This is a genomic window from Microbacterium sp. NPDC089189 (genome assembly GCF_040685095.1).
Lineage (GTDB): Bacteria > Actinomycetota > Actinomycetes > Actinomycetales > Microbacteriaceae > Microbacterium.
Window position 1 is genome coordinate 1 of sequence record NZ_JBFBHG010000017.1, and the last position, 25,218, is coordinate 25,218.

General features: G+C 72.1%; 22 protein-coding genes. 10 read left to right on the top strand and 12 right to left on the bottom strand.

Features of this window, described 5'->3' with window-relative positions; genetic code table 11:
• Positions 1-76: 76 nt before the first annotated feature.
• From treZ to AB0N73_RS10910, 3 genes are all read left to right on the top strand, one after another.
• The gene (treZ, locus tag AB0N73_RS10900) at positions 77-1,870 is read left to right on the top strand and encodes a malto-oligosyltrehalose trehalohydrolase (protein WP_363563299.1); all 1,794 of its coding nucleotides are present in this window, start codon (positions 77-79) and stop codon (positions 1,868-1,870) included.
• Positions 1,871-2,156: 286 nt separating this feature from the next.
• The gene (locus AB0N73_RS10905; RefSeq protein ID WP_363563301.1) at positions 2,157-3,200 is read left to right on the top strand and encodes a 2-oxoglutarate and iron-dependent oxygenase domain-containing protein; all 1,044 of its coding nucleotides are present in this window, start codon (positions 2,157-2,159) and stop codon (positions 3,198-3,200) included.
• Positions 3,201-3,430: 230 nt separating this feature from the next.
• Positions 3,431-4,225 carry a tryptophan-rich sensory protein gene (locus AB0N73_RS10910; RefSeq protein WP_363563303.1) on the top strand — a complete coding sequence of 265 codons (795 nt, stop codon included), beginning with the start codon at positions 3,431-3,433 and terminating at the stop codon, positions 4,223-4,225.
• 7 nt (positions 4,226-4,232) lie between these two features.
• Here the strand turns inward: AB0N73_RS10910 and AB0N73_RS10915 are convergent, their stop codons facing one another.
• From AB0N73_RS10915 to AB0N73_RS10935, 5 genes are read right to left on the bottom strand one after another with little or no spacing between them, the layout of a single operon-like run.
• Positions 4,233-4,961, bottom strand: a complete 729-nt coding sequence (locus AB0N73_RS10915; RefSeq protein ID WP_363563305.1) for a GMP synthase — start codon at positions 4,959-4,961, stop codon at positions 4,233-4,235.
• Positions 4,962-4,970: 9 nt separating this feature from the next.
• Positions 4,971-6,896 carry a glycogen debranching N-terminal domain-containing protein gene (locus tag AB0N73_RS10920; RefSeq protein WP_363563307.1) on the bottom strand — a complete coding sequence of 642 codons (1,926 nt, stop codon included), beginning with the start codon at positions 6,894-6,896 and terminating at the stop codon, positions 4,971-4,973.
• Positions 6,893-7,762 (bottom strand): carbohydrate ABC transporter permease, encoded by an 870-nt coding sequence (locus AB0N73_RS10925; protein WP_363563309.1) that lies wholly within the window; start codon positions 7,760-7,762, stop codon positions 6,893-6,895. Before AB0N73_RS10925 ends, AB0N73_RS10920 begins: the two co-directional genes overlap by 4 nt.
• The gene (locus AB0N73_RS10930) at positions 7,759-8,859 is read right to left on the bottom strand and encodes a sugar ABC transporter permease (RefSeq protein ID WP_363563311.1); all 1,101 of its coding nucleotides are present in this window, start codon (positions 8,857-8,859) and stop codon (positions 7,759-7,761) included. The genes AB0N73_RS10925 and AB0N73_RS10930 overlap by 4 nt, the downstream gene beginning before the upstream one ends.
• A 3-nt stretch (positions 8,860-8,862) precedes the next feature.
• Positions 8,863-10,113 carry an extracellular solute-binding protein gene (locus AB0N73_RS10935; RefSeq protein WP_363563313.1) on the bottom strand — a complete coding sequence of 417 codons (1,251 nt, stop codon included), beginning with the start codon at positions 10,111-10,113 and terminating at the stop codon, positions 8,863-8,865.
• Between the two features lie 158 nt (positions 10,114-10,271).
• On the opposite strand from AB0N73_RS10935, the gene AB0N73_RS10940 reads away from it, so the two are divergent.
• On the top strand, positions 10,272-11,273 hold the full coding sequence (locus AB0N73_RS10940) for a LacI family DNA-binding transcriptional regulator (protein ID WP_363563315.1): 1,002 nt from the start codon (positions 10,272-10,274) through the stop codon (positions 11,271-11,273).
• A 7-nt stretch (positions 11,274-11,280) separates the two neighbouring features.
• On the opposite strand, the gene AB0N73_RS10945 is transcribed toward AB0N73_RS10940, so the two are convergent.
• Both AB0N73_RS10945 and AB0N73_RS10950 read right to left on the bottom strand, forming a co-directional pair.
• Positions 11,281-12,003, bottom strand: a complete 723-nt coding sequence (locus tag AB0N73_RS10945; RefSeq protein ID WP_363563317.1) for a LysR substrate-binding domain-containing protein — start codon at positions 12,001-12,003, stop codon at positions 11,281-11,283.
• A gap of 44 nt (positions 12,004-12,047) precedes the next feature.
• Positions 12,048-12,455, bottom strand: coding sequence for a transferase (locus AB0N73_RS10950; RefSeq protein WP_363563319.1), 408 nt, complete (start codon positions 12,453-12,455; stop codon positions 12,048-12,050).
• A gap of 252 nt (positions 12,456-12,707) precedes the next feature.
• On the opposite strand from AB0N73_RS10950, the gene AB0N73_RS10955 reads away from it, so the two are divergent.
• Positions 12,708-13,316, top strand: coding sequence for a YitT family protein (locus AB0N73_RS10955; RefSeq protein ID WP_363563461.1), 609 nt, complete (start codon positions 12,708-12,710; stop codon positions 13,314-13,316).
• Here AB0N73_RS10955 and AB0N73_RS10960 read toward each other — a convergent pair.
• Positions 13,310-14,098 (bottom strand): DNA-formamidopyrimidine glycosylase family protein, encoded by a 789-nt coding sequence (locus AB0N73_RS10960; protein WP_363563321.1) that lies wholly within the window; start codon positions 14,096-14,098, stop codon positions 13,310-13,312. The genes AB0N73_RS10955 and AB0N73_RS10960 overlap by 7 nt on opposite strands.
• Entirely contained in the window at positions 14,091-18,797 is a 4,707-nt protein-coding gene (locus AB0N73_RS10965) for an ATP-dependent helicase (RefSeq protein WP_363563323.1), read from the bottom strand. The genes AB0N73_RS10960 and AB0N73_RS10965 overlap by 8 nt, the downstream gene beginning before the upstream one ends.
• 152 nt (positions 18,798-18,949) lie before the next feature.
• Here AB0N73_RS10965 and AB0N73_RS10970 point away from each other — a divergent pair, with 152 nt between their 5' ends.
• Both AB0N73_RS10970 and AB0N73_RS10975 read left to right on the top strand, forming a co-directional pair.
• Complete coding sequence (locus AB0N73_RS10970; protein WP_363563325.1) at positions 18,950-19,258, top strand: hypothetical protein; 309 nt, start codon at positions 18,950-18,952, stop codon at positions 19,256-19,258.
• A gap of 88 nt (positions 19,259-19,346) precedes the next feature.
• On the top strand, positions 19,347-19,664 hold the full coding sequence (locus AB0N73_RS10975; RefSeq protein ID WP_363563327.1) for a hypothetical protein: 318 nt from the start codon (positions 19,347-19,349) through the stop codon (positions 19,662-19,664).
• 1 nt (position 19,665) lies between these two features.
• Here AB0N73_RS10975 and AB0N73_RS10980 read toward each other — a convergent pair whose 3' ends face one another.
• Both AB0N73_RS10980 and AB0N73_RS10985 read right to left on the bottom strand, forming a co-directional pair.
• Positions 19,666-20,628 (bottom strand): intradiol ring-cleavage dioxygenase, encoded by a 963-nt coding sequence (locus AB0N73_RS10980; RefSeq protein WP_363563329.1) that lies wholly within the window; start codon positions 20,626-20,628, stop codon positions 19,666-19,668.
• 111 nt (positions 20,629-20,739) lie between these two features.
• Positions 20,740-22,344, bottom strand: coding sequence for an ATP-binding cassette domain-containing protein (locus AB0N73_RS10985; protein WP_363563331.1), 1,605 nt, complete (start codon positions 22,342-22,344; stop codon positions 20,740-20,742).
• Positions 22,345-22,581: 237 nt separating this feature from the next.
• On the opposite strand from AB0N73_RS10985, the gene AB0N73_RS10990 reads away from it, so the two are divergent.
• Entirely contained in the window at positions 22,582-22,917 is a 336-nt protein-coding gene (locus tag AB0N73_RS10990; RefSeq protein WP_363563333.1) for a hypothetical protein, read from the top strand.
• Between the two features lie 20 nt (positions 22,918-22,937).
• Here the strand turns inward: AB0N73_RS10990 and AB0N73_RS10995 are convergent, their stop codons facing one another.
• Complete coding sequence (locus tag AB0N73_RS10995) at positions 22,938-23,618, bottom strand: alpha/beta hydrolase-fold protein (RefSeq protein WP_363563335.1); 681 nt, start codon at positions 23,616-23,618, stop codon at positions 22,938-22,940.
• Between the two features lie 89 nt (positions 23,619-23,707).
• On the opposite strand from AB0N73_RS10995, the gene AB0N73_RS11000 reads away from it, so the two are divergent.
• Together AB0N73_RS11000 and AB0N73_RS11005 are read left to right on the top strand one after the other, a co-directional pair.
• Positions 23,708-24,331 (top strand): NUDIX hydrolase family protein, encoded by a 624-nt coding sequence (locus AB0N73_RS11000; RefSeq protein ID WP_363563337.1) that lies wholly within the window; start codon positions 23,708-23,710, stop codon positions 24,329-24,331.
• Between the two features lie 28 nt (positions 24,332-24,359).
• Complete coding sequence (locus tag AB0N73_RS11005; protein WP_363563339.1) at positions 24,360-25,205, top strand: ATP-binding protein; 846 nt, start codon at positions 24,360-24,362, stop codon at positions 25,203-25,205.
• The last annotated feature ends 13 nt before the right edge of the window (positions 25,206-25,218 follow it).

Genomic DNA, 25,218 nt, shown 5'->3' on the forward strand with positions numbered 1-25,218 from the left:
GTCGAGCGCACATCCCGGAAGATGTGCGCTCGACGACGGGGTGTGCGCTCGGCGCTGACGACACCAGGGAGTTCCGATGATCGAGGTCTGGGCGCCGCGGGCGCAGCGCGTGCGGGTGCGCACTGGGACGGCTGCGGCCGCCGGCGGCGGCGCAGTGGAGGCCACATCCACCCCCGGATCCCGCGCGGGTACGGAGGTCGAGCTCGCGCGTGCGGGCGACGGATGGTGGCGCGCCGATCTGACGCTCGCGGACGGCGAGCGGTACGGCTTCGTGGTGGATGAGGGTGAGCTGCGCCCCGACCCCCGCTCCCGCCGTCAGCCCGACGGGGTGCACGCCGCATCCGCCGCCGTGGACACCGCGCGCTTCGCGTGGACGGATGACGCCTGGACCGGGCGGCAGCTCGCCGACGGTCTGATCTACGAGCTGCACCTCGGCACCTTCACCCCCGAGGGCACGCTGGATGCCGCGATCGACAAGCTCCCCCATCTCGTCGAGCTGGGTGTCAGCCACATCGAACTGCTTCCGGTCAACGGCTTCAACGGCACCTGGAACTGGGGATACGACGGTGTGCTCTGGTACACCGTGCACGAGGCCTACGGCGGTCCCGCCGCCTACGCCCGGTTCGTGGATGCGGCGCACGCTGCCGGCCTCGCCGTGCTGCAGGACGTCGTCTACAACCACCTCGGCCCGTCCGGCAACTACCTGCCCGAGTTCGGCCCGTACCTGCGGGAGGGCAGCCGCAACACCTGGGGCGACTCGGTCAACCTCGACGAGCCGGCGGTGCGGGCGTACATCGTCGAGAACGCGCTCCAGTGGTTGCGCGACTTCCACGTCGACGGGCTGCGCCTCGACGCGGTCCACGCGCTGCACGACGAGCAGCCGGTGCACATCCTGCAGGAGATGGCCGAAGCCGTCGACGCGCTCTCGGCGCATGTCGGGCGCCCGCTCACCCTGATCGCGGAATCCGACATGAACGATCCGACCCTGATCCTGCCGCGCGAGGCGGCGGGCTACGGGCTGACCGCGCAGTGGAGCGACGACTGGCATCACGCCGTGCACGTCGCGCTCACCGGCGAGACCGTCGGCTACTACGCCGACTTCGCGGCATCCGACGCCCTGTCGAAGGTGTGGACGCGCGGCTTCTTCCACGACGGCACGTACTCGTCGTTCCGCGGGCGCACCCACGGCCACCCGGTCCCGACCCAGACGCCCACGTGGCGGCTCGTGACCTTCGCGCAGGACCACGACCAGATCGGCAACCGCGCGGCGGGCGACCGGCTGTCGCAGACGCTGTCGGCCGATCGGCTGGCGGTCGCTGCCGTGCTGACCCTCACCGCCCCCGGAACTCCGATGCTGTTCATGGGGGAGGAGTGGGCGGCGTCGACGCCGTGGCAGTTCTTCACCTCGCACCCGGAGGACTGGCTGGGGGATGCCGTACGCACCGGCCGGACGGCGGAGTTCGCCGAGATGGGCTGGGACGAATCCCTCGTCCCCGACCCGCAGGACCCCGCCACGTTCGAACGCTCCCGGCTCGACTGGAGCGAAGTCGCCCGCGGCGATCACGCCCGCATCCTCGCCCTCTACCGCGATCTCGCACGCCTGCGCGCGGAACGCCCCGAGCTCACCGACCCGGCGTCGGCGCACCTGTCCGCCGAGGACCTCGACCCGGATGCGGCGCCGGACGCCCGACGCTTCCTCCTCGGACGCGGCGCGGTCCGCATCGCCGTGAACCTGACGGCCGAGCCCTGGGATGTCGCGGTCGACGCGGGTGAGGCGCTGCTGCTGTCGACCGTCGCGACCGCGGTCGAGGGCGGCGCCGTGCGGGTGGCAGCGGAGTCCGCCGTCGTGCTCGGCCCGCCGCTCGGCTGACCGCCCCGGGCCCCGCTCGGCGCCGCCCCCGCCCTGCCGCCGAACGAGCATCCATTCCGCGAGCGAGCACCCGATCAGATGCTCACTCGCGGAACGGATGCTCACTCGGCGTGGCCCACAGTGCCCGCACCTCGTAACGTCGGCGAAACAGCAGGGGCCTACTCTGGCCGCAGCGTTCATGTAAACACGCGCCGTGGCTCTTCGAGCCGCGGTGGGAAACCGTGAAGTGGCTAACCCGATACCCATCGGTCGCCCTTCCGAGGGCGATCCCCATCCAGGAGTCGCCATGACATTCCACGTTCCGACCATCGACATCACCCCGTACGTGACCGATGGCTCACCCGAGGCCCGCGCCGACGTCGCCCGGCGGATCGATGAGGCCTGCCGCACCGTCGGCTTCATCCAGATCACCGGGCACGGCATTCCCGCCGACGTCATCTCGGGGCTCACCGAGGCGATGGACGGATTCTTCGCGCTCGACCTCGAGACCAAGAAGACGTACCGCACCCCGCCCTCGATCAACCGCGGCTACAGCCCGCCCAAGTCCGAGTCGCTCAGCCTGTCGCTGGGCGTCGAGCCGGCGAGCCGGATGAACGACTTCTTCGAGGCGTTCAACGTCGGCGCTACCCACGCCGACTACCCCGATGCGTCCGATCTGCCGCAGCCCGACTACGCCGACAACGTGTGGCCGGATGTCGCGCGCTTCGAGGAGGGCGTGCGCACCTACTTCGGCGAGGCCGCTCGGGTGGCGCGCGCGATGACGCGGATCTTCGCCGATGCGCTCGGGGTCGACGCGGACTTCTTCGCCGCCCGCACCGACCACTCCCTCGACGTCATGCGGATGAACAACTACGCGCTGCCCGCGGGCACCGATGTGCGCCTCGACGGCGACCTGATCGGCATGGGCGAGCACACCGACTACGGCATCGTCACGATCCTCTGGGCCGATCAGGTGCACGGCCTGCAGGTGCTCGGTGCGGACGGGTCGTGGAACGACGTGCAGCCGGCCGACGACGCGCTGCTGGTGAACCTCGGCGACGTCACGGCGCGCTGGACGAACGAACGCTGGATGTCGACGCTCCATCGCGTCAAGCCGCCGGTCATCGACGGCACGATCGAACGGCGCCGTTCGGCCGCCTTCTTCCACGACGGCAACGTCGATGCGCTCATCGAGACGCTGCCCTCGTGCGTGGATGCCGACCACCCCGACCTCTACGACCCGATCACGGTCGGCGAGCACATCCGCGCCAAGCTCGACGGGTCGCGGGCGGGCAAGAAGAACAACAACGCCGAGCGGGAGTCCGCGCGGGTGCTCGCCAGCTCCCGCTGACGCACCCCGCACCCCCCCGCCCCGCCGAGTGAGCACCCGATCGGGTGCTCACTCGCGGAATGGATGCTCACTCGCGGTCTCCCAGCCTCGTGGCGGCGGCGCGGCACGGCGGTACGGCGGCGCGGCACGGCGGCGCGGCGGCGCGGTACGGCGGCGCGGCACGGCGGCGGGCAGGGGGGGGCGGTGTCAACCCCTGGCGGGGAGATAGCTAGATTATCTAGCGTTATTGCATGAACGTCACCGCTACGCGCTCATCCGATCTCACCCGCCAGATCGCCGTCCTGTCGGCCACGGGCTTCATGCTGGTCGCCGCCATGGTCGGCACCGGCCTCTTCGGCGGCACGGCCGTGCAGGACCTGCAGGACGGCGCCCTCGACGCGGACGCGAGCTACCTCGCCCCGGCGCAGCAGGCCTTCTCGATCTGGTCGGCCGTCTACATCGGGCTCATCGCCTATGCCGTCTGGCAGGCGCTGCCGGGTCAGCGCGGGAGCGAACGCCAGCGCCGGCTCGGTTGGCTCATCGCCCTCACCGAGGTGCTGAACGGCCTGTGGCTGGTCTCGGCGCAGTACACGACGCTGCCGATCACGGTGCTCGTCATCGTGCTGCTGCTGGCGGCGCTGGCGTTCACCTGGCGCCGCATCGTGCGCGAGCGCGGCGAGGGCGTGGTCTCGGCGGTGCTGATCGACGGAGTGACGGGGCTGCACCTGGGATGGGTGACGTTGGCGACGGTCGCGAACACGGCGGCATTCCTGACGCGCACGCTTCCGGCCGAGACGGAATCGGCCGCCGACGTCTGGGGCGTCGTCGTGCTGATCGCGGTCGCGGCGATCGGCTGCGGCATCGCCTGGTTCGGGCGCATCGCGCCGTCGATCGCGCTGGTCTGGGGCCTCTCGTGGCTCGCGGTCGGACGCCTCGCGGACGAGCCCGAGAGCACGACGATCGGCATCGCGGCCATCGTCGCGGCGGCGGTGATCGCGCTGGTGACGATCGTGCGCGTCGTGGGGCGCCTGCGCGCCCGGCGCTGAGGCCGGGTCAGGCCTCGAAGGCGGCGAACGCGCGCAGGATGCGGGCGGGCTCGGTCACGGGCGCGGCCAGCACGCGTGCGGCGACGGCATCGAACTCGCTCGGCGCGAAGTACCCGCCGTCGCGGTAGAAGGTCATCCGGTCGGTGAAGTCCTGCGGGGTGACCTCGGGATGGAACTGGGTCGTGTACAGCCGCTCGCCCAACCGGTAGGCCTGCACCGGGCAGTCCGCGTTGGTGGCCAGCAGCACCGCGCCCTCGGGCAGCCGCGCGGTCGACTCCTTGTGGGCGGTGAAGGCCTCGAACCGCTCGGGCAGCGCGCCGAAGACGGGATCGTCACGACCCGCGTCCGTGAGCGTCACGGTCGTCGCGCCGGTGCCCTCGGGGTAGTCCTGTGCGACCGTTCCGCCGAACCGCCGCGTCACCACGCCGATGCCGTAACAGGTGAACATCGCCCGGGTGCGCCCGGATGCGGCCGCATCCGCCAGATCCGCCAGATCGGCCTCGAGGCGCTGCTGCGGCGCGTCCTTGGCGGGCGTCGTCACGTTGAACGGGCTGCCGCCCACCACGAAACCCGCGTACCGCTCGACCGCGTCGGCGGGCAGCGGGTCCGCGACCAGATCCCATGCGCCGAGCCGGGTCTCGTCGAGGCCCATCGCCACGCGGAACGAGGCGTACTCCGCGTCCGCGGCGCCCCGCTGCGGGCGCACGCAGAGGTAGAGCAGGGGGCGCGGATCCATCCCTCGATTCTAGGATGCGCCCGCGCGCCGTTCCGCGGCATCGAGGACGGTCACCGCCGCTGCCGCCGACCAGGCCTGCGGACGGCACGCGGCAGGATACGGCGTGGGCCGGGATGTCGTGGCTGCCGGGTCGCCGGAGTGCAGTTCGGGAACGCGGTAGTCGAAGCCCTCCGCGGCGGCGATCAGCTCATCGCCGATGGCGCGCGCGTCGTCGGACAACCCCGCGCGAGAGAGGCCGTGCACGGCGATCGCGCTGTCATGCACCCAGACGCTGCCGCCGTGGTAGGCCAGGGGCCAGTACCCGCCGGCATCGCTCGACATGGTGCGCAGGCCGTAGCCGCTGCTCATCGATGCTCCGCGCAGGAGCGCCGCGACGTGCCGTTCATCGGCGGGGTCCAGGATCCCGGTGCCGATGAGGTGGCCGATGTTGCTCGTCAGAGTGTCGACCGGGCGCTTGTCGCGATCGAGGGCGATCGCCGGGTAGCGGCCCTCGGGCGTCTCGACCCAGTAGGCCTCGGCGAAGCGTGCGCGCAGCGTCGCCGCCCACTCGCGCAGAGCGCGGGGCTCGTGCCGTCCCGAATGGCGGAGGGCCTCGATCACCTCGGCCGCACCGCTCACCGCCTCGTACGCGTAGCCCTGCACCTCGCACAGGGCGATCGGACCGAGCGCGAGAGAGCCGTCCCGCCACTGGATCGAGTCGCCCGAGTCCTTCCAGCCTTGGTTCGCGAGTCCCCGGCCGGTCACGTCGATGTAGTCGAGGAAGCCGTCGCCGTCCGCATCCGCGTCGTCGCGCAGCCACGAGAGGGCGCCGTCGAGGGCGGGCAGCAGGTCTCGGACCTCGGCCTCCGGCATCCCCGCGCGCCACGCGTCGACGAGAAGGCAGACCCAGAGCGCTGTCGCGTCGACGCTGCCGAAGTAGAGCGGCGGCAGCACGACCCCCTCCGCGGGGATCTCGAGCGCCGTGGCGCGCAGTTCGTGCAGGATCTTCCCCGGCTGCTCCGCGGTGTCGGGGTCTGACCGGCTGCCCTGCAGACGCGCGAGCACCCGCAGCGTGGATGCGGCCAGCGATACGTCGACGGGCAGGGTCAAGCGCGCAGCCCACAGCGAATCACGGCCGAACAGCGTGAAGAACCAGGGCGCTCCGGCGGCGTAGAACGCGTCGTCGGGATGGTCGGGGAGCGCCAGGCGCAGCGCCTCGAGGTCGCCGAGCGCCCGGTCGAGCCACCGGCCCAGCCGAGGCTCCGACGCCGCCCCGCGACGGGCGAGGGCCGAGCGATCCCACGGGGCCGGGGCGTCGGTTCCCGCAACGACGAGCGTGTCGTCGTGCAGACGCGCCGTCCAGAAGACCGAGGTCTCGGAGTGCGCCGCGACGTGCACCGCCCAGCGCGCGCGCACCGTGCCGGGCGCGGGGGTCTCGAGCCGCGCTCCCGGAGCGTCGAGGGTGACCGTGCTCGGTGCGAGATGCGCTCGTGCCGACGAGCCGTCGAGGGCGAACACCGTCTCCGTGCCGGCGTCGACCGTCCCCGCCTTGATCTCGTGCAAGGAGGCGAAGTCGACGTCGAGCTCGAGCACGAGCTCGGTGTCGAGCGCGGTGTCGAGGCCCGACACGATCCGCCAGGTCTCCCGGATCTCTCCCGCGGACACGATCCGTTCGCGCAGGAGACGCACGCGCGGATCGGGCAGGGGGTTGTCGAGTCCGCGCAGCAGCGCGCCGAACACCGCCCGGGACGGACCGTCCTCGGCGAGCGACACCCACTCCACCGGCGAGTCAGCGCACCGCAGTCGCAGTCCGCTGATGTGTCGTACGTCTCCGTGGTAGACGCCGTCGATGGGCGCGTCACCCATCTCGCCGCTGGTACGCGACCAGGCCTGAGAGGGCGCACGCAGCAGGATCGTGGCGTCGTCGAGCAGGGGCTGGCGGGGCGAGGGGGTCATTCTTTGACGGCTCCTTCGGTGGTGTTCATGATGCGGCGCTGGAACACGAAGAACATGACGGCGACGGGGATCGTCATGATCGCGGCCGCTGCGAGTTTGAGCGGGTACTGGGTTCCCTGGCTGAGCTGACCGCTCGCGAGCGACGCGACGCCCTTGGTCAACGTCGTCAGCTCGGGCGACTGGGTCGAGACGATGAAGTGGCTCAGCTCGTTCCACGATCCTTGGAACGACAGGATCACGATCGTGATGAGGGCGGGGCGGGCCATGGGCAGGACGACCGACCAGAAGATGCGGAACGGGCCGGCCCCGTCGATGCGCGCCTGCTCCTCGACGGACGCGGGCACCGACTCGAAGAAGTTCTTCATGATGAACACCCCCGCGGCGTCGACGAGCAGCGGCAGCACCATGCCCGCGTAGGAGTCGTAGATCCCGAGTTGATTGATGACCAGGAACTTGGGGATGAGCAGCACGACCGTCGGGACGGCCATGACGGCGACGACCGCACCGAAGACGAGCCCACGACCGCGGAATCGCAGTCGTGCCAGCGCGTAGCCGGCGAGGGAGTCGAAGAAGACGCGACCGATCGTCACGGCGACCGTGACGATCGCCGAGTTGGCGAACCAGACGGGGAAGTCCGAGTTCACGAACAGGCGCTCGTACGCCGCCCACGACCACGGGGAGGGGATGAGCGAGACGGGGTCGGCGGCCGCATCCGCCTCGGTCTTGAAGGAGGTCGCGACCTGCACGAGGAAGGGATACGTGTAGATGAGCGCGAGCGCGATGAGCAGCGCGTAGAGGGCGAGCTGGCCGACCGGAAGGCGGTTCCGTCGGGAGTGCCGGAGGCGCGTGGATGTGGCGGCGCTCATCGGATGCCCTTCGGCTGGTAGAGACGTGCGCGGCGTCGTGAGACGGGGCGATCGCGGAGGACCCATCGCTGCACGAGGGTGAAGAAGACGATGATCGCGAAGAGGATGAACGCGATCGCTGCACCCTGACCCCATTCCTGGGAGCCGAACGCTGCCTGGTAACTCAGGTAGGCGGGCGTGAGTGTGGTCTTGCTCGGCGCCCCCTGCGTGCCGGTGTAGATCTGGTCGAACACCTGCCAGCACCCGATGAGCCCGAGGGTCAGGACGGTGAACAGCGTGGGCTTGAGCTGAGGGAGGGTGATGCGCCAGAAGCGCTGCCAGCCGTTCGCGCCGTCCATCATCGCGGCCTCGTAGGTGTCGGCACCGATGTTCTGCAGCCCCGCGAGGAAGAGCAGCATGAAGGTGCCCGAGGTGGTGAACACCGCCATGAGGATGAAGGCGCTCATCGCCACCGAGGGGCCGCCGATCCAGTCCCACCAGCTCAGGCCCAGGAAGGTCGACTGCGTGAGTGCGTCGGGGCCGGAGGCGATCCCGATCGCCGCGAGGAGGTTCTGGACGATCCCGCTGGGGTCGTTGAACCAGTTCGGACCGTTGATGCCGATCCACGACAGGATCTCGTTGATCGCGCCGGAGGACGAGAACAGGAACAGCCACAGCACCGTGATCGCCACGGTGCTGGTGACCGAGGGGAAGTAGAAGGCGGTGCGGAAGAACCCGCGTCCGCGCAGGACCGCGCGGTTGACGAGCACCGCGAGCAGCAACGAGATCGCGGTCTGCAACGGCACGACCAGCAGGACGTACCAGGCGTTGTTGCGCAACGAGATACCGAAGTTGCGCTCGGCCAGACCGCCGCCGGTGGTCACGGCGGCGTAGTTGTCGGCGCCGACGAACCCCACGTCAGCGGAGAAGGGGCTGCCGCGCCCCTGCCAGTCCGAGACGCTGACCCAGACGGCCATCAGCACGGGGATGAGCATGAAGACGCCGAGGATGATGACCACGGGAAGGACGAAGACCCATCCCGCCCGCGCCTCCCCGCGTCGGATGCCCCGAGGAGATCCGGCGCGGCGAGGCGCGGTGGCGGTGGTGGTGGCGGTCATGACTCAGCCCAGGATCGCCTCGAGGTTGGACTGCACCGAGCCGAGGATCGTCTCCGCGTCCGAGCTCGAGAGGGACTCGAGCTGGGCGTTGAAGTCGCTGATCACCTCGGCGGCGCCCTCCTGCGTGGGCGGGAAGTCGGCGTACTCCGCGCCGTCCAGGAACGCGGCCAGATCGGGGTTGTCGGTGCGCCACTGTTCCGCGGCGGACAGGATCGACGGCATGGGGCCGAAGGCGTCCGAGAAGGCGAGCTGCTGCTCGGTGCTCGTCAGGTACTCGATGAGCTCGAGGGCTGCCTGCTGGTTGGGGCTGTCGGCGGCCATGCCCCAGCAGTTGGTGAACTGCAGGGTGCCCGCTCCCGCCGGGCCCGCGGGGAGCGGGGCGACGACGTAGTTCAGGTCGGGGTAGTCGGCCGAGAGGGCGCCGGTGATCCAGTTGCCCTCGATCGTCATCGCCGAGAGCTGCTTGCCGAAGGCCTCGCCGCCCCATCCCGCACCCAGATCCGCGGCGTACGAGAACGTGCCGTCGGCGAGATGCGTGGCGACGTAGTCGAGCGCCTCGACGTTGGCCGAGCTGTCGGCGACGGCGGTGCCGTCGGTGACGAGCGAGCCGCCCGCCTGGGCCATGAAGGTGCCGATGCGCTGGTACTCCGCGCCGAACGCGAGGCCGGCGCGTCCGTCCGTCGTGAGGGTCGCGGCCACCGAGGCGAGCTGGTCCCAGTCGGTGGGGATGTCGGCGTCCGTCAGCCCCGCGGCCGCCCAGAGGTCGGCGTTGATGATGAGCGACAGGGTGGAGAAGTCCTTGGGCGCGCAGATGAACTGATCGTCGATCGTGAAGTTCTGCACCAGCGAGGGATAGAAGTCGTCCTTGTTGGTGAGCTCGTCGCCGTAGGCCTTGAGCGAGCCGTTGCCTGCGTAACCGGCGATCGCATCGCTCGACAGGTAGAACACATCGGCGGGGTCGCCCGCCGCGAAGCCCTGCGAGAGCTCCTGCGGCAGATCGCTGGCGACCTGCACGCTCGCCGCGGTGCCGGACTGCTCCGACCAGGCGGCGACGGCCGCGGTCACGGCTGCCGTCTCGGCCTCCCCGGACGAACCGATGAGGATGCTCAGCGCGTCGTCGGACGACGTGAGGCCCTCGCTGTCGGACGAGGAGGTGTCGGTGAAACCGGAGCCGCATGCGGTGAGGGCGAGGGCGCCGACGGCGACGAGCGCGGTCGCTCCGAGCGTCGAGCGCAGGGTGCGCGGGATGGTCATGTGTCTCTCTCCTTTGATGAGCCAGGGAACCCGAAGACAAAGTTTGAACGATCAAATTTCGTGTTCGACCGTCACGATACCCCACCACCCGGAGGCGCTGTCAACCCGTCGTCCGGCCCGCTAGGGTAGCGATTTGAACGTTCATGCAAAGGGGTGCCATGACGAAGCCGCCGACGGTCGAAGACGTCGCCCGCCTCGCCGACGTCTCACGGCAGACCGTCTCCAACGTGCTGAACGCCCCGGATGTGGTCAAGGCCGCCACGCGAGAACGGGTGCAGCGAGCCATCTCGGAGCTCGGCTATCGACCCCACACGGCCGCGCGCGCACTGCGCACCCGGCGCAGCTCGACGATCGGCATCCACCTCGATCCCTACGCGGGCGGTGTCTCGGGCGTCGTGCTCGACCGCTTCGTCCACGCGCTCACCGAGCGTGCGGGCGAGCGGGGCATGCGGGTGCTGCTCTACGCCGCGCGCACGCCGGAGGAGGAACTCGAGCGGATGAGGGAGCTCGTGGAGCGAGGGGAGATCGACGCGATCGTGCTGACGGGCACCTTCCACGGAGATCCGCGCGCGCACTGGCTGCTGGCACGTGACGTCCCGTTCGTCGCCTTCGGACGGCCGTGGGGTGAGGACGATGTCGACGCGCCCGCCCATCTCTGGGTCGACGTGGACGGCGCCGCCGGGGTGCGTGCCGCCACCCGGCACGCACGTCGATCGGTCGAGGACCGCGTCGCCTTCCTCGGGTGGCCGTCAGGATCCGGGACCGGCGACGACCGCGAGCGCGGCTGGCGCGAGGAGATGCACGCGCCGGGGCTGCGCCTGGTCGCGGAGGAGGACGTCGCTCAAGCGCGCGCGGTCGTCGCCGCCGCTCTGGCGGACGGCGAGGCCGTCGACGCGATCGTCTGCGCCAGCGACACGCTGGCCATCGGAGCGCGACTGGCGGCGACGGCAGCCGGACGTGAGGATCTCGAGGTGATCGGCTTCGACAACACGCCGGCGGCCGAGGCGCTGGGGCTCAGCAGCGTCGAACAGCTCCCCGAGCAGGTGGCCGAGGGTGTGCTCGGACTGTTGATGGGGGAGACGGGCAGCAGCGTCGTCGCGCGTCCGGCCACGGCCGGCTCGGCGCACGTCCTGGTCGAGCCGCGACTCGTCCTGCGGTGACGTGCGCTCAGCGCGACGATCGCGCGGAGCGCCCGCGCACGATGCCCACGAGCACGTCGACCAGCGGTGAGGCGTCGTCGCGGGGCCACGCGAAGCCGACGGGCGAGAGCGGGCCGCCGCGAAGCGGCCGGTAGGTGACGTCGCGTCGATGGTGCAACCGCGCGAGCGACATCGGAACCACGACGATCCCCGCCCCCGACGCGACCGTCTCGATCGCCTCGGCGGTGTCGAGCGGGGTCGAGAATGCGGGGGGAACGGTGCCCGGCAGCGGCACATCGAGCACGTCGTCGCTCGGCACGAACCGCACTTCACCCTCGAGGTCGGCGAGGGCGAGCTCGTCGGCGGCCCCCAGATGCGAGTCGACTCCGAAGACGACGACGGGCAGTTCGTCGTAGAGCGAGAACGCGTGCCACGCCTCGCGGTCGACGGGGAGCCGCACGATGGCCGCATCCACGACGCCCGCCCGGAGCGCATCCTCCTGGTCGGCGACCGCGAGGGGCACGAGCTCGAGCGGATGCCGCGGCATCCGCTCCTTCCAGGTGTCGATCCACTTGCCGGGGGTCGCCCCCGGGATGGCGCCGAGGCGCAGCGGCCCGATGGGCAGCGCGGCGCGCGCGTCGGGCGCGGTGCGGCGGGCGGGCGCCGGCTTCTTCTTCGCCGGGCGTTGCGCGGGGGTCGCCCCGCGCGCTCCGGCGCGCGGGCGCCGGGGCTTTCCGCCGCTCGTGCTCATGTGTTCAGGCTAACGCGGGCACGCCGCCGTCGTGATCGTCGTGATCAGGCGGCCAGACGGAGTCCTCGTTGGTCGGTGGCGACGCGCTCGCCCTCGGCGATCGTCTGATCGTCGCCGATGAGGGAGCCGCCGGCGACGCTCGCGCCGGTGCCGATCATCGTGCGTACGCCGATCTGCGCTCCGGCCCCCACATGGGCCTTCGCCGCGATGTGCGCGTGCGGGGCGATCTTGACCTTCGGCCCGATGACGACGTCGGTCTCGATCCATGCGCCGCGACCCACGTAGGCCTCGGCGGCGATCTGTGCGCCGGGCTCGACGTAGGCACCCGCTTCGACGATGGCGCTCGGGTGCACCTTCGCGCCGTTCGCGATCAGGCCGCGGCCGTTCGCGTGCTTGCGGTAACGCAGCATCTCGCCACGTTCGTTCTCGATGTCGATGTAGTTCTTGCCCACGATCCCCTCCTCCGGAACCTTGCGGAACCGAGCACTGATCAGAACCCGTCTCGTGCCCATTTCATTCCCCGGTGCTCGCCCGTGCCCTACCTTGTGTTCGTTGCCGACGGCCGAACGGATGAGGCGGCGCACGGCCGGACGGCGAGGCGCGCCCCGCGGTGGCACGATGGAGGCGTGAACACCCCCGCATCCGCGCCCGACGAACCCGACCTGGGCGGACCGGCGGCCACGGCCGAGCGCGCACCGACACTCGTGTTCGATGCGTCCGCGACGGCGCACAGCGTGACCGAGGACGTGCTCGGAATCCTCACGGGAACGTTCGCGGCGTCACTGGGGCTGTACCTGCTGCAGACCAGCGGCGCCGTCACCGGCGGCACCGCCGGCATCGCCCTGCTCGTCGATTACGCGACGTCATGGCCGTTCTGGCTCATCTTCGCCCTCGTCAACCTGCCGTTCGCCGTCCTTGCCATCTGGAAGAAGGGCTGGGACTTCACCCTGCGCACCGCCGTCTCGATCGCGCTCGTGTCGGGCTGGTCGGTCGTGCATCACGCGCTGCTCGACATCGCGTGGATGCAGCCGGTCTACGGCACGCTCGCCGGCAACCTGCTGGCGGGGATCGGGCTGCTCATCCTCTTCCGGCACCGTGCGAGCCTCGGCGGGGTCAACATCATCGCGCTCGTCGTGCAGGAGCGCACCGGCTTCCGTGCGGGATGGACGCAGCTCATCGTCGATCTCGCCATCATCCTGGTCTCGCTGCTCGTGCTGCCCTGGCCGGCGGTGCTGTTGAGCGCGGGCGGCGCCGTGCTGCTGAACGTCGTGCTGGCGCTCAACCACCGGCCGGGGCGCTACATCGGTCACTGAGCGTCGGGAGCGCTCTGGCAGCGAGGGCACCAGTACACCGCGCGCTCCGCGGTGGGGCGGGCGCCCAGGGCGGTCTCGCGCACCCGCGTGCCGCAGCGGCGGCAGGGCTGGCCCGCCCGCCCGTACACCCACATGCGTCGCCCCGGTCGGTCCTCGCCCGTGAAGGTGCGCGCCGACCGATCGCGATTGGCGCGGATCATGCGCGCCCCCGTCTCGACCAGGCCCGCCGTGTCGATGCGGGATGCCGGTGTCTCCGGGTGGATGCCGCGGACGAACAACAGCTCGTTCGCGTAGACGTTGCCGAACCCGGCGACATTGCGCTGATCCAGCACGGCGACGTGCGCGGCCCTGTCGTCGGCGCTCAGCCGCCGCGCCGCCTCGGCCGGATCCCAGTCGCGCGACAGCGGGTCGGGCCCGAGGTGCCCGACGAGCTCGTGCTCGTCGGCGGTGGGCACCACGTCGATCATCGCGAGGTCGAAGCCCACCGCGTCCGCCGTCTGCACACCCACGATCGCGCGGGCGGTGTAGGCGGGCTTGCGCCACCGCTCGCCGGGGGCGTACACGTGCCATTCGCCCTCCATCTTGAGGTGCGAATGGAGGGTCAGCCCGCCGATCCGGGCGAGCAGGTGCTTCCCGCGCGGCACGACGGCGTGCACGGTCTCGCCCCGCAGATCCACCGTCGCGACCTGCGGGACGCGCAGATCGAACCGGGTCACCTCGCGCCCGGCGAGGGCGGCATGCAGACGCTGCGCCGCCCGGAAGACGGTGTCGCCCTCAGGCACGTGAGGCCCGATCCGCGCGGGCGGCGTCACCGGCCGTGAGGCGTCGGAGGGTGAGGCCGCGGGTCGACTCGACGAAGCCCGCCTCGCGCAGCATCCGGCCGATCGGTGCGCCGTAGACGAACGCGCCGTTGACCTGTTCGATCGTCAGCGTCTCGAGCGCGCGGGCGCGGGCGGTCTGCGCCAGCGAGGATGCGGCGGCGGCGAGCACATCGTCGGCGTCGGTGAAGGCGAGGGCGGTCTTGCCGCCCCGCTCGAGGTAGAGCACCAGTGCGCCGTCGACGAGGACGACCAGAGCACCGGCCTTCCGTCCCGGGCGGTGCTTGGACTCGGCGAGGGCGGGCCAGGGGAGGGCGGCGCCGTAGGGGTTGGCCGGGTCGGTCGCGGCCAGAGTGAGCGCGGTGAGGGGCGGCGGGTCGCTCACCGCGGCGAACTCCCGCAGGCGGTCGATCGTGGCGGATGCGGCGAACTGCGATGCGCCGAGCTTCTCGATGAGGTACCCGCGGCGGCAGTGACCCGCCTCTTCGAACGACGCCAGCACGCGGTAGGTCTGGGCGAACCCGCCCGGGACACCCTCGTTCTGCACGGATCCGCGGGTGACCACACCGTAGCGATCCAGCAGCAGCGACGCGGAGGCGGTGGCGCGCAGCGTCGCGTCGGCCTCGGCCACGGGCAGCGCCGACCAGCGTCCGCCTACCGTCGCGGGGCGGGCGGGAGCGGTGGGGCGCGGCATCCCGGTGCCGCGGAACATCCGGGCTCTCGGCGCCTTCCTGGCCACCCGATGCGCCTGCGATCCTCCCGAGAGCAGGCCGCGGACGGGGGTGAAGGTGTCGTTCGTGATCCGCCCGGTCCAGGCGAGCCGCCAGAGCGCCTCGACGACCGACTGCTCGTTCTCGGCGCCGGCGAGCTCGCGCACCTGGCCGGCGAAGTACGCCCCGCCGGCGGCGAGCACGTCGAGGATGCGGGCGTCGAGCGAGTCGGCGGCGATCTCGTCGTCGACGGGGGCGAGGGTCAGGGCCGCCGTGTCTGCCGGGTGGAGGGCGATCCATCCGTCTCGTCCGGGCAGCGAGCCGTGGCCCGACCACAGGACCTCGCCGGTGGCGGTCAGCTCATCCAGCATCGCGGGCGAGTAGTCCCTCACGCGGGACGGGAGGATCAGAGCCTCCCACGCACTGGCGGGGATCGGCACCCCGGCGAGCTGCTCGATGACGGCGAGCGTGCCGTCGACGCCCTCCAGCGGGCGCTGCAGGTGCTGCCACGACGGCAGGAAGCGGGCGAACGCGTCGGGCGCGACGGGCTCGACGCTGCCGCGGATCGCCGCGAGCGACCGCATCCGCAGCCGGCGCAGCACCTCGGTGTCGCACCACTCCTTCTCGTCGGGGCGAGCGGTCGAGGTCTCGGGCAGGAAGAACCCGCTCGTGACGCGTCCGGCCGACTCCAGCCGCGCGAGGGCGTGGCGGGCGACGGCGACGCCGACACCGAATCGCTCCGCCGCCGCGTCGGCCGCGAACGGTGCGTGGGTGCGGGCGTGACGTGCGATCAGGTCGCCGAACGGGTCGGGGAACGGCTCGAGGAACGCCTGCGGCAGGCCCACCGGCAGCGCGACGCCGAGGGCGTCGCGGAGGCGCCCGGCGTCTTCGATCGCGGCGATGCGCTCGGCGCCGGCGATCCCCACTCGGATCGCGCGTCGTGACGAGACCAGCTGGTCGGCCAGCTCCGCTGCCGCGTCGACCGATGCCGGGAGGAGCTCGTCGTCGTCGCTGCGCACCCTCTCGGCGATCTCGGCGACCGACAGAGGCCCGAGCAGACGCAGCAGATCGGCGACCCCCTCGACGCCGCGCACGCGTCGCTCCGGGTCGAGGCGCTGCGCCTCCTGCTCGAACTGCGCCATGATCGCCGGATCGAGCAGCTCCCGCATCTCGATCTTGCCCAGCAGCTCGCTCAGCAGCGCGGGATCCACCGACAGAGCCGCCGCTCGCCGCTCCGCGAGCGGCGAATCGCCCTCGTACATGAACGCGCCCACATACCCGAAGAGCAGGTCGCGGGCAAACGGCGAAGGCTGGGAGGTCGTCGTCTCGATGAGCCGGATGCGGCGGTCGGCGATCCGCCGGGCGATGTCGGTGAGCGCGGGCAGGTCGTACACGTCCTGCAGGACCTCGCGCAGCGTCTCGAGGATGATCGGGAACGTCGGATGACGCCGCGCGACCTCGAGAAGCTGCGCCGAACGCTGCCGCTGCTGCCAGAGCGGGCTGCGGCGGTTCGGGTTGGTGCGGGGCATGAGGAGCGCCCGGGCGGCGCACTCGCGGAAGCGCGAGGCGAACAGCGCGGACCCGCCCACCTCGTCGGTCACGATCTGGTCGAGCTCGTCGGCGTCGAAGACGAAGAGCTCCGCGCCGGGCGGCTCGGCCTCGGCATCCGGGATGCGGGCGATGATGCCGTCGTCGCTCGCGACGGCCGAGCCCTCGACGCCCAGCCGTTCCCGGATCCGGGCGTTGACGGCCAGCGCCCACGGCGCGTGCACCTGCATGCCGTACGGGGAATGCAGGATCACCCGCCAGTCGCCCACCTCGTCGCGGCTGCGCTCGACGGTCAGGGAGCGATCGGTCGGCACGGACCCGGTGGCCTCGACCTGCTCGGCGAGGTAGGCGAGCAGGTTGTCCTGCGCCCACACATCCAGGCCGGCCTCCTGCAGTCGGTCGCGGGCCTTCTCGGGGGTCGCGGCAGACAGCTCGCGCGAGAACGCGCCGAGCGCCTCGCCGAGCTCGGCCGGGCGCCCGATCCCGTCGCCGTGCCAGAACGGCACCTTGCCGGGCTGACCGAACGCGGGCACGACGTTGACGCGGTCGTGGGTGATCTCGACGATGCGCCAGCTCGTGGTGCCGAGCGTGAACACGTCGTTCACGCGCGACTCGTAGACCATCTCCTCGTCGAGCTCGCCGACGCGCGCGTTCTGCGACTCGCCCGCGACGAACACGCCGAAGAGCCCGCGATCGGGGATGGTGCCGCCGCTGGTCACGGCGATGCGCTGCGCTCCCGGGCGACCGGTCAGCGTGCCCTGATCGCGGTCCCAGATGAGGCGGGGGCGCAGCTCGGCGAACTCGTCCGACGGGAAGCGCCCGGCGAGCAGGTCGAGGGTCGCCTCGTAGGCGGAGCGCGGGAGTGTGCGGAACGGGGCGCTCCGCCGCACCGTCTCGAACCACTCCTCGACCTCGATGGCGCCGAGGGCGGACGCGGCCACCGTCTGCTGCGCCAGGATGTCGAGCGGATTCTGCGGCACCCGGATGGCCTCGATCCGGCCGTTCAGCATCCGCTCGGTGACGATCGCGGTGTGCAGGACGTCGCCGCGGTGTTTGGGGAACAGCGCCGCTCGGCTGACCTCGCCGACCTGGTGGCCGGCGCGCCCGATACGCTGCAGCCCCGAGGCAGCGGACGGCGGTGCTTCGACCTGGATGACGAGATCGACGGCGCCCATGTCGATGCCGAGTTCGAGGCTGCTGGTCGCCACGACGCAGCGCAGCACGCCCGACTTCAGTTCGTCCTCGACGATCGCCCGCTGCTCCTTCGACACCGAACCGTGGTGCGCCTTCGCGAGGACCGGGTCGGCGCCCGCGGTGCTGCCCGCCTGCGCCATCATCTGGGCGGGGACGGCCGGCTCGGGCAGGTCGAGGCCGAGCCGTTCGGCGTAGATCTCGTTGAGCCGGCCGGTGAGGCGTTCGGCGAGACGACGCGAGTTCGAGAAGACGATGGTGGATCGCTGCTGCAGGATGCGGTCGACGATCGCCTCTTCGACGTGCGGCCAGAGCGACCCCGTCATCTCGGTGCTCTCGGCCGAGGGAGCGAACCAGTCGCCGTCGCCGTCCGCCGCGTCCGCGGCGGGGGCGGGCGGTGCCTCGCCCGGAGGCGGCGGCGGATGCAGCATGTCGTCGACGGGCACCACGACGGTCACATCGAAGGCCTTCGTGGCGCGGGGAGCCACGATCTCGACCGGTGCCGCGCCGCCCAGGAACCGGGCGACCTCGTCGATGGGGCGCACGGTCGCCGACAGCCCGATGCGTTGCGCGGGGTGCTCGAGAAGCGCGTCGAGCCGTTCGAGACTGACGGCCAGGTGTGCCCCGCGCTTGGTGGCGGCGACCGCGTGGACCTCGTCGATGATGACGGTGTGGACGCCGCGGAGCGTCTCGCCGGCCTGGCTCGTGAGCATCAGGTAGAGCGACTCGGGGGTCGTGATCAGGATGTCGGGCGGGTCGGTGACGAGCCGTCGACGATCCGACGAGCTCGTGTCTCCCGAGCGGACGCCGACGGTGACGTCGGGGGCGGGGATGCCCAGGCGGCGAGCGGACTGACCGATCCCCACCAGGGGCGAGCGCAGGTTGCGTTCGACGTCGACGCCCAGCGCCTTGAGCGGCGAGATGTACAGCACGCGCGTCCGCGGTGTCTCGTCGGCGCTGCGCCGCCGCCGAGGCCGCGCGGCCTCGGCGGCGGGCGTGTCGTTCGCGGCGCTCTGGCGCTCGCGGAACACCGAGTCGATCGCCCAGAGGAACGCCGACAGCGTCTTGCCCGAGCCCGTCGGCGCCACGACCAGGGCGTGCCGCCGCTGAGAGATGGCCTCCCAGGCGCCCACCTGCGCGGCCGTCGGCGCCGCGAAGGCGCCGCGGAACCAGTCCTGCGTGGCAGGGGAGAAGCGTTCCAGGACATCGCCCACGGTTCCATCATGCTCCGCACCACCGACACCGCGGCCCAGATCGGCACCGCGCACGGGCCTGCTACCCTCGCCGGCCGCCGCGGAAGTCTCGCCGGGCTCGCCGCGGGTGTCAACCGGTGGAGGAGCGGACGGCGGGTGCATACCGTGGTCGCATGAGCGAGAACAACGAGAGTCATCGCACGTCCGCGCGCCAGAGCGTCATCGCCGTCCTCCTCCTCGTCGCGGCCTGTGCCGCGGCTGCCGCTCTCGCTGCCTTCCTCACGCAGAGCGTCGTCCTCGTGGTCGTCGTGACGGCGGTCGTCGCGATCATCGGCGGCCTATGGATTCGTCGCACCCATCGGGGGATCCAGGCGCCCTATACGAGCACCCCGGACCGCCGGGTCGAGGGCGGGTACGGCCCGCTCGGCCAGCCCGGCGCCTCCGGGATCGGAGCAGCCGGACGCGACGGCGGCAGAGGCTGACCGCACGCTCCGAGGGCGCACAGGCTAGCGGCGGCGATCCGCCTGTCAACCCGCTGCACCGCACGGGACGCGTGCCTAGCGTGGATGCATGGATGACAACACCGAGATCCGCCGGCTGTCCGCGCGCGGGACGATGCTCGCGGTCGTCGTGCTCCTCGCCTTCTGCGCGGCCGCGGCCGCCGTGGTCGGCCTCCTCACCAGCAGCCTGGGCTTCTCCCTCGCCGCTCTCGCCGTCGTGGCGGTGATCGGCGGACTCCTCATCCGCCGCGCTCGCCGGGGCGGGATCGGGGGCGCGACGAGCGGAGATCCGCAGGCTCACTCCGACGACGCCTACGGCCCGTTGAGCCGTCCGAACACCGTCGGGCTCGGCAATGCCGGCGGCCCCGTGAGCGGCAGCCCGAACTGAGTCAGCGCCCGGCGCCGCCCGGCGCGGCTCCCGCGACCGGCTCGGTGCGGGTGTCGACCCGCACCGTCAACGCGGCGGTGTAGCCCGTGTTCGCATCGCCGGTCACCGCCGCCATCTGCAGCGCGGCCTCATCCTCGCCGAACACGTTGTCGCTCGAGAGCGACACCTGCGCGAGGTTGCGGCTCGACCCCTCATAGCCGTCGAGGGCGTACACGGTGTCGCACACGCTCTGGGGCAGGGCGACCTGCGAGGTCGAGATGGCGTTGCCCGCATCCGTGATCGCGTCCGCGTTCGGATACACCTCGAAGTGGATGTGGGGCCACCGGCCGCTGTAGCAGGCCGGGAAGATCGAGGTGAAGCTCACCTGGCCGTTCGCGTCGGCGATCTGCACACCGCGCAGGTAGGTCTCGTCCTCGATGCCGTCGGAGTACATCGAGTAGCCGCCCTCGGCGTCGCAGTGCCACACGTACACGGCGACGCCCGCGAACGGCGCGTCGCCGCCGGCCATGTCGAGGATGGTGAGGCGCAGTGTCATCGGCACGCCGGCGGCCGTCGTCCCGCCGTCGAGGCTGGACCGGATGTCGCTGCGGACGATGCCGGAGCGCTCGAGCACGTCGGCGCCGTTGGAGCCGTCGCCGGGGTACGGTCCGGCGGTCTCGTCGGGGATCTCGCCGGCGGGCAGCGCGGCGTCGGTGGTCGACGCCGAGGCGGAGGGCGTCGAGGAAGCGGTGGCCGACGGGGTCGCGGAGGACGACGTGGCGCCCGAGGCGAGGGGAGCGCAGGCGGCGAGCGCCGCCGTCCCGACGCCGATCCCGAACAGGCCCAGCAGACGGCGGCGCGTCACCAGGGTGCGCACGTCGAACGCGGCGCCCTGATCGACGACCTCCTCGTCGGGTCGGTCGAGCGGGCGTCCCTCGTAGGCGGGGCCTGCGGGGGTCGGGTCGGGTTCGGGGATGCGGCTCACGATCGGTCTCCTCGGGTGGTGTCGGAACATCAGGATGGCGGTGCGCCGCATCCATCCGCTATGCGCGATCTATGTCCCGGCTATGCATGCCGGCGATCGTCGCGCCCCGCGTCAGCGTTCGGTGAGCGTGCCGTCACGCAGCTCCAGCGTGGTGTCGAGGTCGAGCCGTGCGAGGAACGCGTCGTCGTGGCTGACCACCACGAGGGCGCCCCGATACGCGGACAGCGCGTCGACGACCCGCTCGACCGTGTCGAGGTCGAGGTTGTTGGTCGGCTCGTCGAGCACCAGCAGCTGGGGCGGCGGATCGGCGAGCAGCAGCGCGGCCAGCGCCACGCGGAAGCGCTCGCCGCCGGACAGGGTCGCGGTCGGGCGTTCGACCGTCGCCCCGCGGATGAGGAATCGGGCGAGCCGGTTCCTCAGCTCCGCGGTGGGGACGGAGGGGGCGCCCGCGCGCACGGCATCGAGAACGGTGACCCCGTCGTCCAGGTCGTCGAGACGCTGCGGGAGGTAGCCGATGCGCTCGGTGTGCGCGACCGCACGGCACGCCGTCGCCGCGTCGGGCGCGCCGTTCGAGGGCCCGTGGACGAGCTGTTCGAGCAGCGTGGTCTTGCCCGAGCCGTTCGGCCCGGTCAGGGCGATGCGTTCGGGCCCCTGCACGACCCAGGTGCGGTCGCGGTCGCCGATCTCGGCGATCCGCCGCGCGGACGACACCCCCGGGTCGGCCAGGTCGATCCGTACCGAGTCGTCGTCGCGGACGCGACGCTCCGCCTCGTCGAGCGCCCGGCGCGCGGCGCTCTCGCGATCGGCGACGGTCGCACGCAGTCTGCCGGCCGACACCTGCGCGGCGTTCTTGCGACCTCCGGCGATGATCGGCGGCACGCGCTTCTCGAGCTGCGCCTTGCGGCCCATCTGGCTGCGGCTGGCGAGCGTGGACTCGGCCTCGATGCGCTGCCGCTTCTCGCGGCGCACGCCCTGGGCCGCCGTGCGCTCGGCCTGGCGCGCCGCCTCCTGCTCGGTGTCGAGCCAGGTGCGCCAGGCGCTGTACCCGCCGCCGAACGTGCGCAGGGTGTGGTCGTAGAGCTCCGTGGTCTCATCCATGTCGTCGAGCAGGGTCGTGTCATGGCTGACGACGATGAGTGCGCCGGGCCAGTCCGCGACGAGTCCGCGCAGGCGCGCGCGGGCATCGCGGTCGAGATTGTTCGTCGGCTCGTCGAGGAGCGTGACGGGCCGGCGCCCGGCGCGGATGCCCGCCACGGCGACGAGGACCGCCTCACCGCCCGACAGGTCTCCCACGCGGCGGTGGAGGGCGTCGGCGGGGAGACCGGCCGCATCCAGGGCGGCGACCGCACGCGCCTCGGCGTCCCAGTCGTCGCCGACGATGTCGAACCACCGGGCATCCGGGTCGCCCGACTCGATGGCAGCGAGGGCGCCGAGGACGTCGGTGAGGCCCAGCAGGTCGGTCACGGGGCGGGCGACGTCGAGCGTCAGCCGCTGAGGGAGGACGGCGACCTCACCGGCCGTGCGGATCCGTCCGCCGGTGGGCGCCCAGCGCCCTTCGATGAGGCCGAGCAGCGTGCTCTTGCCCGAGCCGTTGCGTCCGATGAGCCCGGTGCGGCCCGCGCCGAACGTGCCCGACACGTCGTCGAGCACGGGCGAGCCGTCGTCCCAGGAGAAGGTGACGCGGTCGAGGACGACCGCAGGGGTGATCGCGGGCATGGCTGCCTCCGGGTGGTGTCGGTGGAAGCACTGACGCCCGGGCGCCCGCCGATGCGGGCACGGTGATCGACGGGGGTCAGCGCGCGGACGCGGAACCGTCGGAAGAATTCACCGGATCGACCTTCTCGAGAGGACAGGACTCGGTCACATTACCTCCTCCGGTCGGGTGAGGGAAGAGGAGGCGGGTTCCGCCGCGCGGGGGATCCGTCGCGCACCCCGCGCTCGTAGCGTCGGGGCATGGATGAGGCAGACGGGAAGAAGAAGGCCGGGTCGAATGCCTGGAACTGGGGCGCCGGGATCGCACTGGGCGTCGGGATGGGCGTGGCGCTGGGCGCCGTTTTCGGGAACATCGGCGTGGGCATGGCCTTCGGCGTCGGGATCGGGATCGTCTTCGCCGCGGCGTTCGGATCGTCGACCCGCCGGGGACGCGCGGCGACCGACGCCTCCGACGGCGGTGCGGGTGGTGCCGCGGCGCTCGGCGGCCGACGCCACGACGTCGAGGGCGGGGATCCGGGCGGCCCGTCGGACGCGGGCACGTCGGACGGCGGCGGAGGCGGAGACGGCGCCGGCTGACGCTTCGACGCGCGTCGCCGTCAGGACGCGTCGGGTGCCGGGGCGTCGGCGGGCGCTGTCAGCGCGTCGAGACGGCGGTCGAGGAACGTGCGCACATCCGAGAGCTCCTGCTCGGAGACGCTGTGCCCCAGGCCCGGGTAGACCCGCCCCGTGAGGTCGGTGTGTTCGGGCAGCCACTGCACGGTGTGCGCGATGAGCGGCTCGGGGATCACCTCGTCGGCCGAACCGCGGCCCCAGAACACCGGCGGGCGGCGCTCCTTCACCGCATCGTCGCCGGGCAGCGCGTCGGGGGCGGCGTAGCCGCTCAGCGCGACGGCGAAGACGAAGCGATCGGGGTGCAGACGCAACGCCTGCAGCGCGACGGCGCCGCCCTGCGAGAAGCCGAGCAGCCCCACGGTCGTCGCGTCCGAGACCTCGTCGATCCATTCGGTGAGCCGGGTGGCGGCGTCGGTGACGCGCTGGCCGTCGCGGCCGTTCAGGCCCTCGATCGGGTACCAGGAGTGGCCGGGGCTCGGCCACGGCGGGGTGAGCGGCGCGCGGACCGCGGCGATCGCGAAGGCGTCGGGCAGGTACGGCACGAGCGAGAACAGGTCTCCTTCATGGCTGCCGTAGCCGTGCAGCAGCACGAGCAGGGGGCGGCCGGTGCGGTCGCCCTCCGACCACAGCACGGCGTCTCCGTCGAGGGGCGGCGTGATGTCCATGCCTCCATCCTCCCGCAGGCCTCCGACGCGGTCCAGGCCGCACGGCCGGAGCGTTCGGCCCGGGCGGAGCGGTGAGGTATACAGGACACATGCCCGTCCGTACCCCCGACCCCGATCCGAACGAGCCCTCCGACGACGCCTCGCGCGATCCGCTCGGGCTCGGCGACGGCATGGGGTCGCTGCCGGGCAGCGCCGCCAACCCGGCATGGCTGAGCGATGTCGAGCTCGCCGAGATGCGCCGTCGTCTGCCGATGCTCTACGTCGAGGCGATCCCCGTGCGCACCGACGGCGCCGGCATCGTCACGCAGGTGGGCATCCTCCTCCGCGCCACCCCGCTGGGGGAGATGACCCGCACGATCGTGTCGGGGCGCGTGCGCTACGGCGAGACGGTGCGCGACGCGCTGTTCCGCCACCTCGAGAACGACCTCGGTCCGATGGCGTTCCCGCTGCTGCCGCCGCAGCCGACGCCGTTCACGGTCGCCGAGTACTTCCCCATCCCGGGCGTCAGCGCCTTCCACGACGACCGCCAGCACGCCGTGTCGCTGGCGTTCGTGGTGCCGGTCACGGGCACGTGCGAGCCCCGCCAGGACGCCCTCGAGGTGACCTGGATGGAGCCGGCCGAAGCCGCATCCGATGCCCTGTCTGCCGAGATGGAGGGCGGCCGCGGCACGCTCGTGCGTCTCGCGCTGGCCAGCGTCGGCGCGCTGCGCTGAGATCCGCCGCACCCCCGACGGTCCGCTGATGTTCCCCGATGCCGCGAGCCCGATGCTCGTCGACTTCGCCCTCGCGCTGCCGGTCGTGCTGCTCCTGTCCTACGGGATCGCGCGGCTGCTGCGGCGGGTGTTCGGCGCGCGTCTCTCGCTCGGCACCGCCACCATGACGCTCGTGGCCGTGCTCGGCGTCAGCATCGGCATCCTGTTCGCGGGCCTGTTCCTGGCCGGGCAGCGACTGTGGATGCCCACGACGCTCCTGCTCGGCATCGGCGTGAGCATCGGCCTCTCGTTCGCGACGGCCGGGATCGTGGCGGGCGTGCGCCGGCGGGTCGGCACGGTCGATGTGGCCGCCGTCCTCGCCTCGGGCGAGTCCGAGCGCACCGAGTTCAAGGAGACCGCGCGCTGGAACGTGCGCGAGGCGAAGAAGGACCCGCGGATGGAGCTCGCCGTCGCCAAGACGGTGGCGGCCTTCCTCAACTCGCGCGGCGGGGTGCTGGTGATCGGCGCCGACGACGAGGGGCACGGCGTCGGGCTGGAGCGCGATCTCGCGACGCTGCGCACCCCCGACCACGACCGGTTCGAGCTGTGGCTGCGCGACATGCTGTCGACGTCGCTCGGTCGCAACGCCGCCGCGCTCCCGCGCATACGGTTCGGCGCGGCGCCCGGAGGCGCGACGGTGTGCGTCGTGCAGTGCCGGCCCGCGGCGAAGCCGGTCTTCCTCACCGCGCCGAAGGACGGCGGGTCCACGACCGACCTCTGGGTGCGCGTGGGCAACTCGACCCGGGCGCTGGGCGTCGACGAGGCCGTCGAGTACGTGGCGCGCCACTGGCGACCGACGGTGGGTTCGTTCCTGCTCGGGCGTCCGACCGGCTGAGCCGGTCGATCGG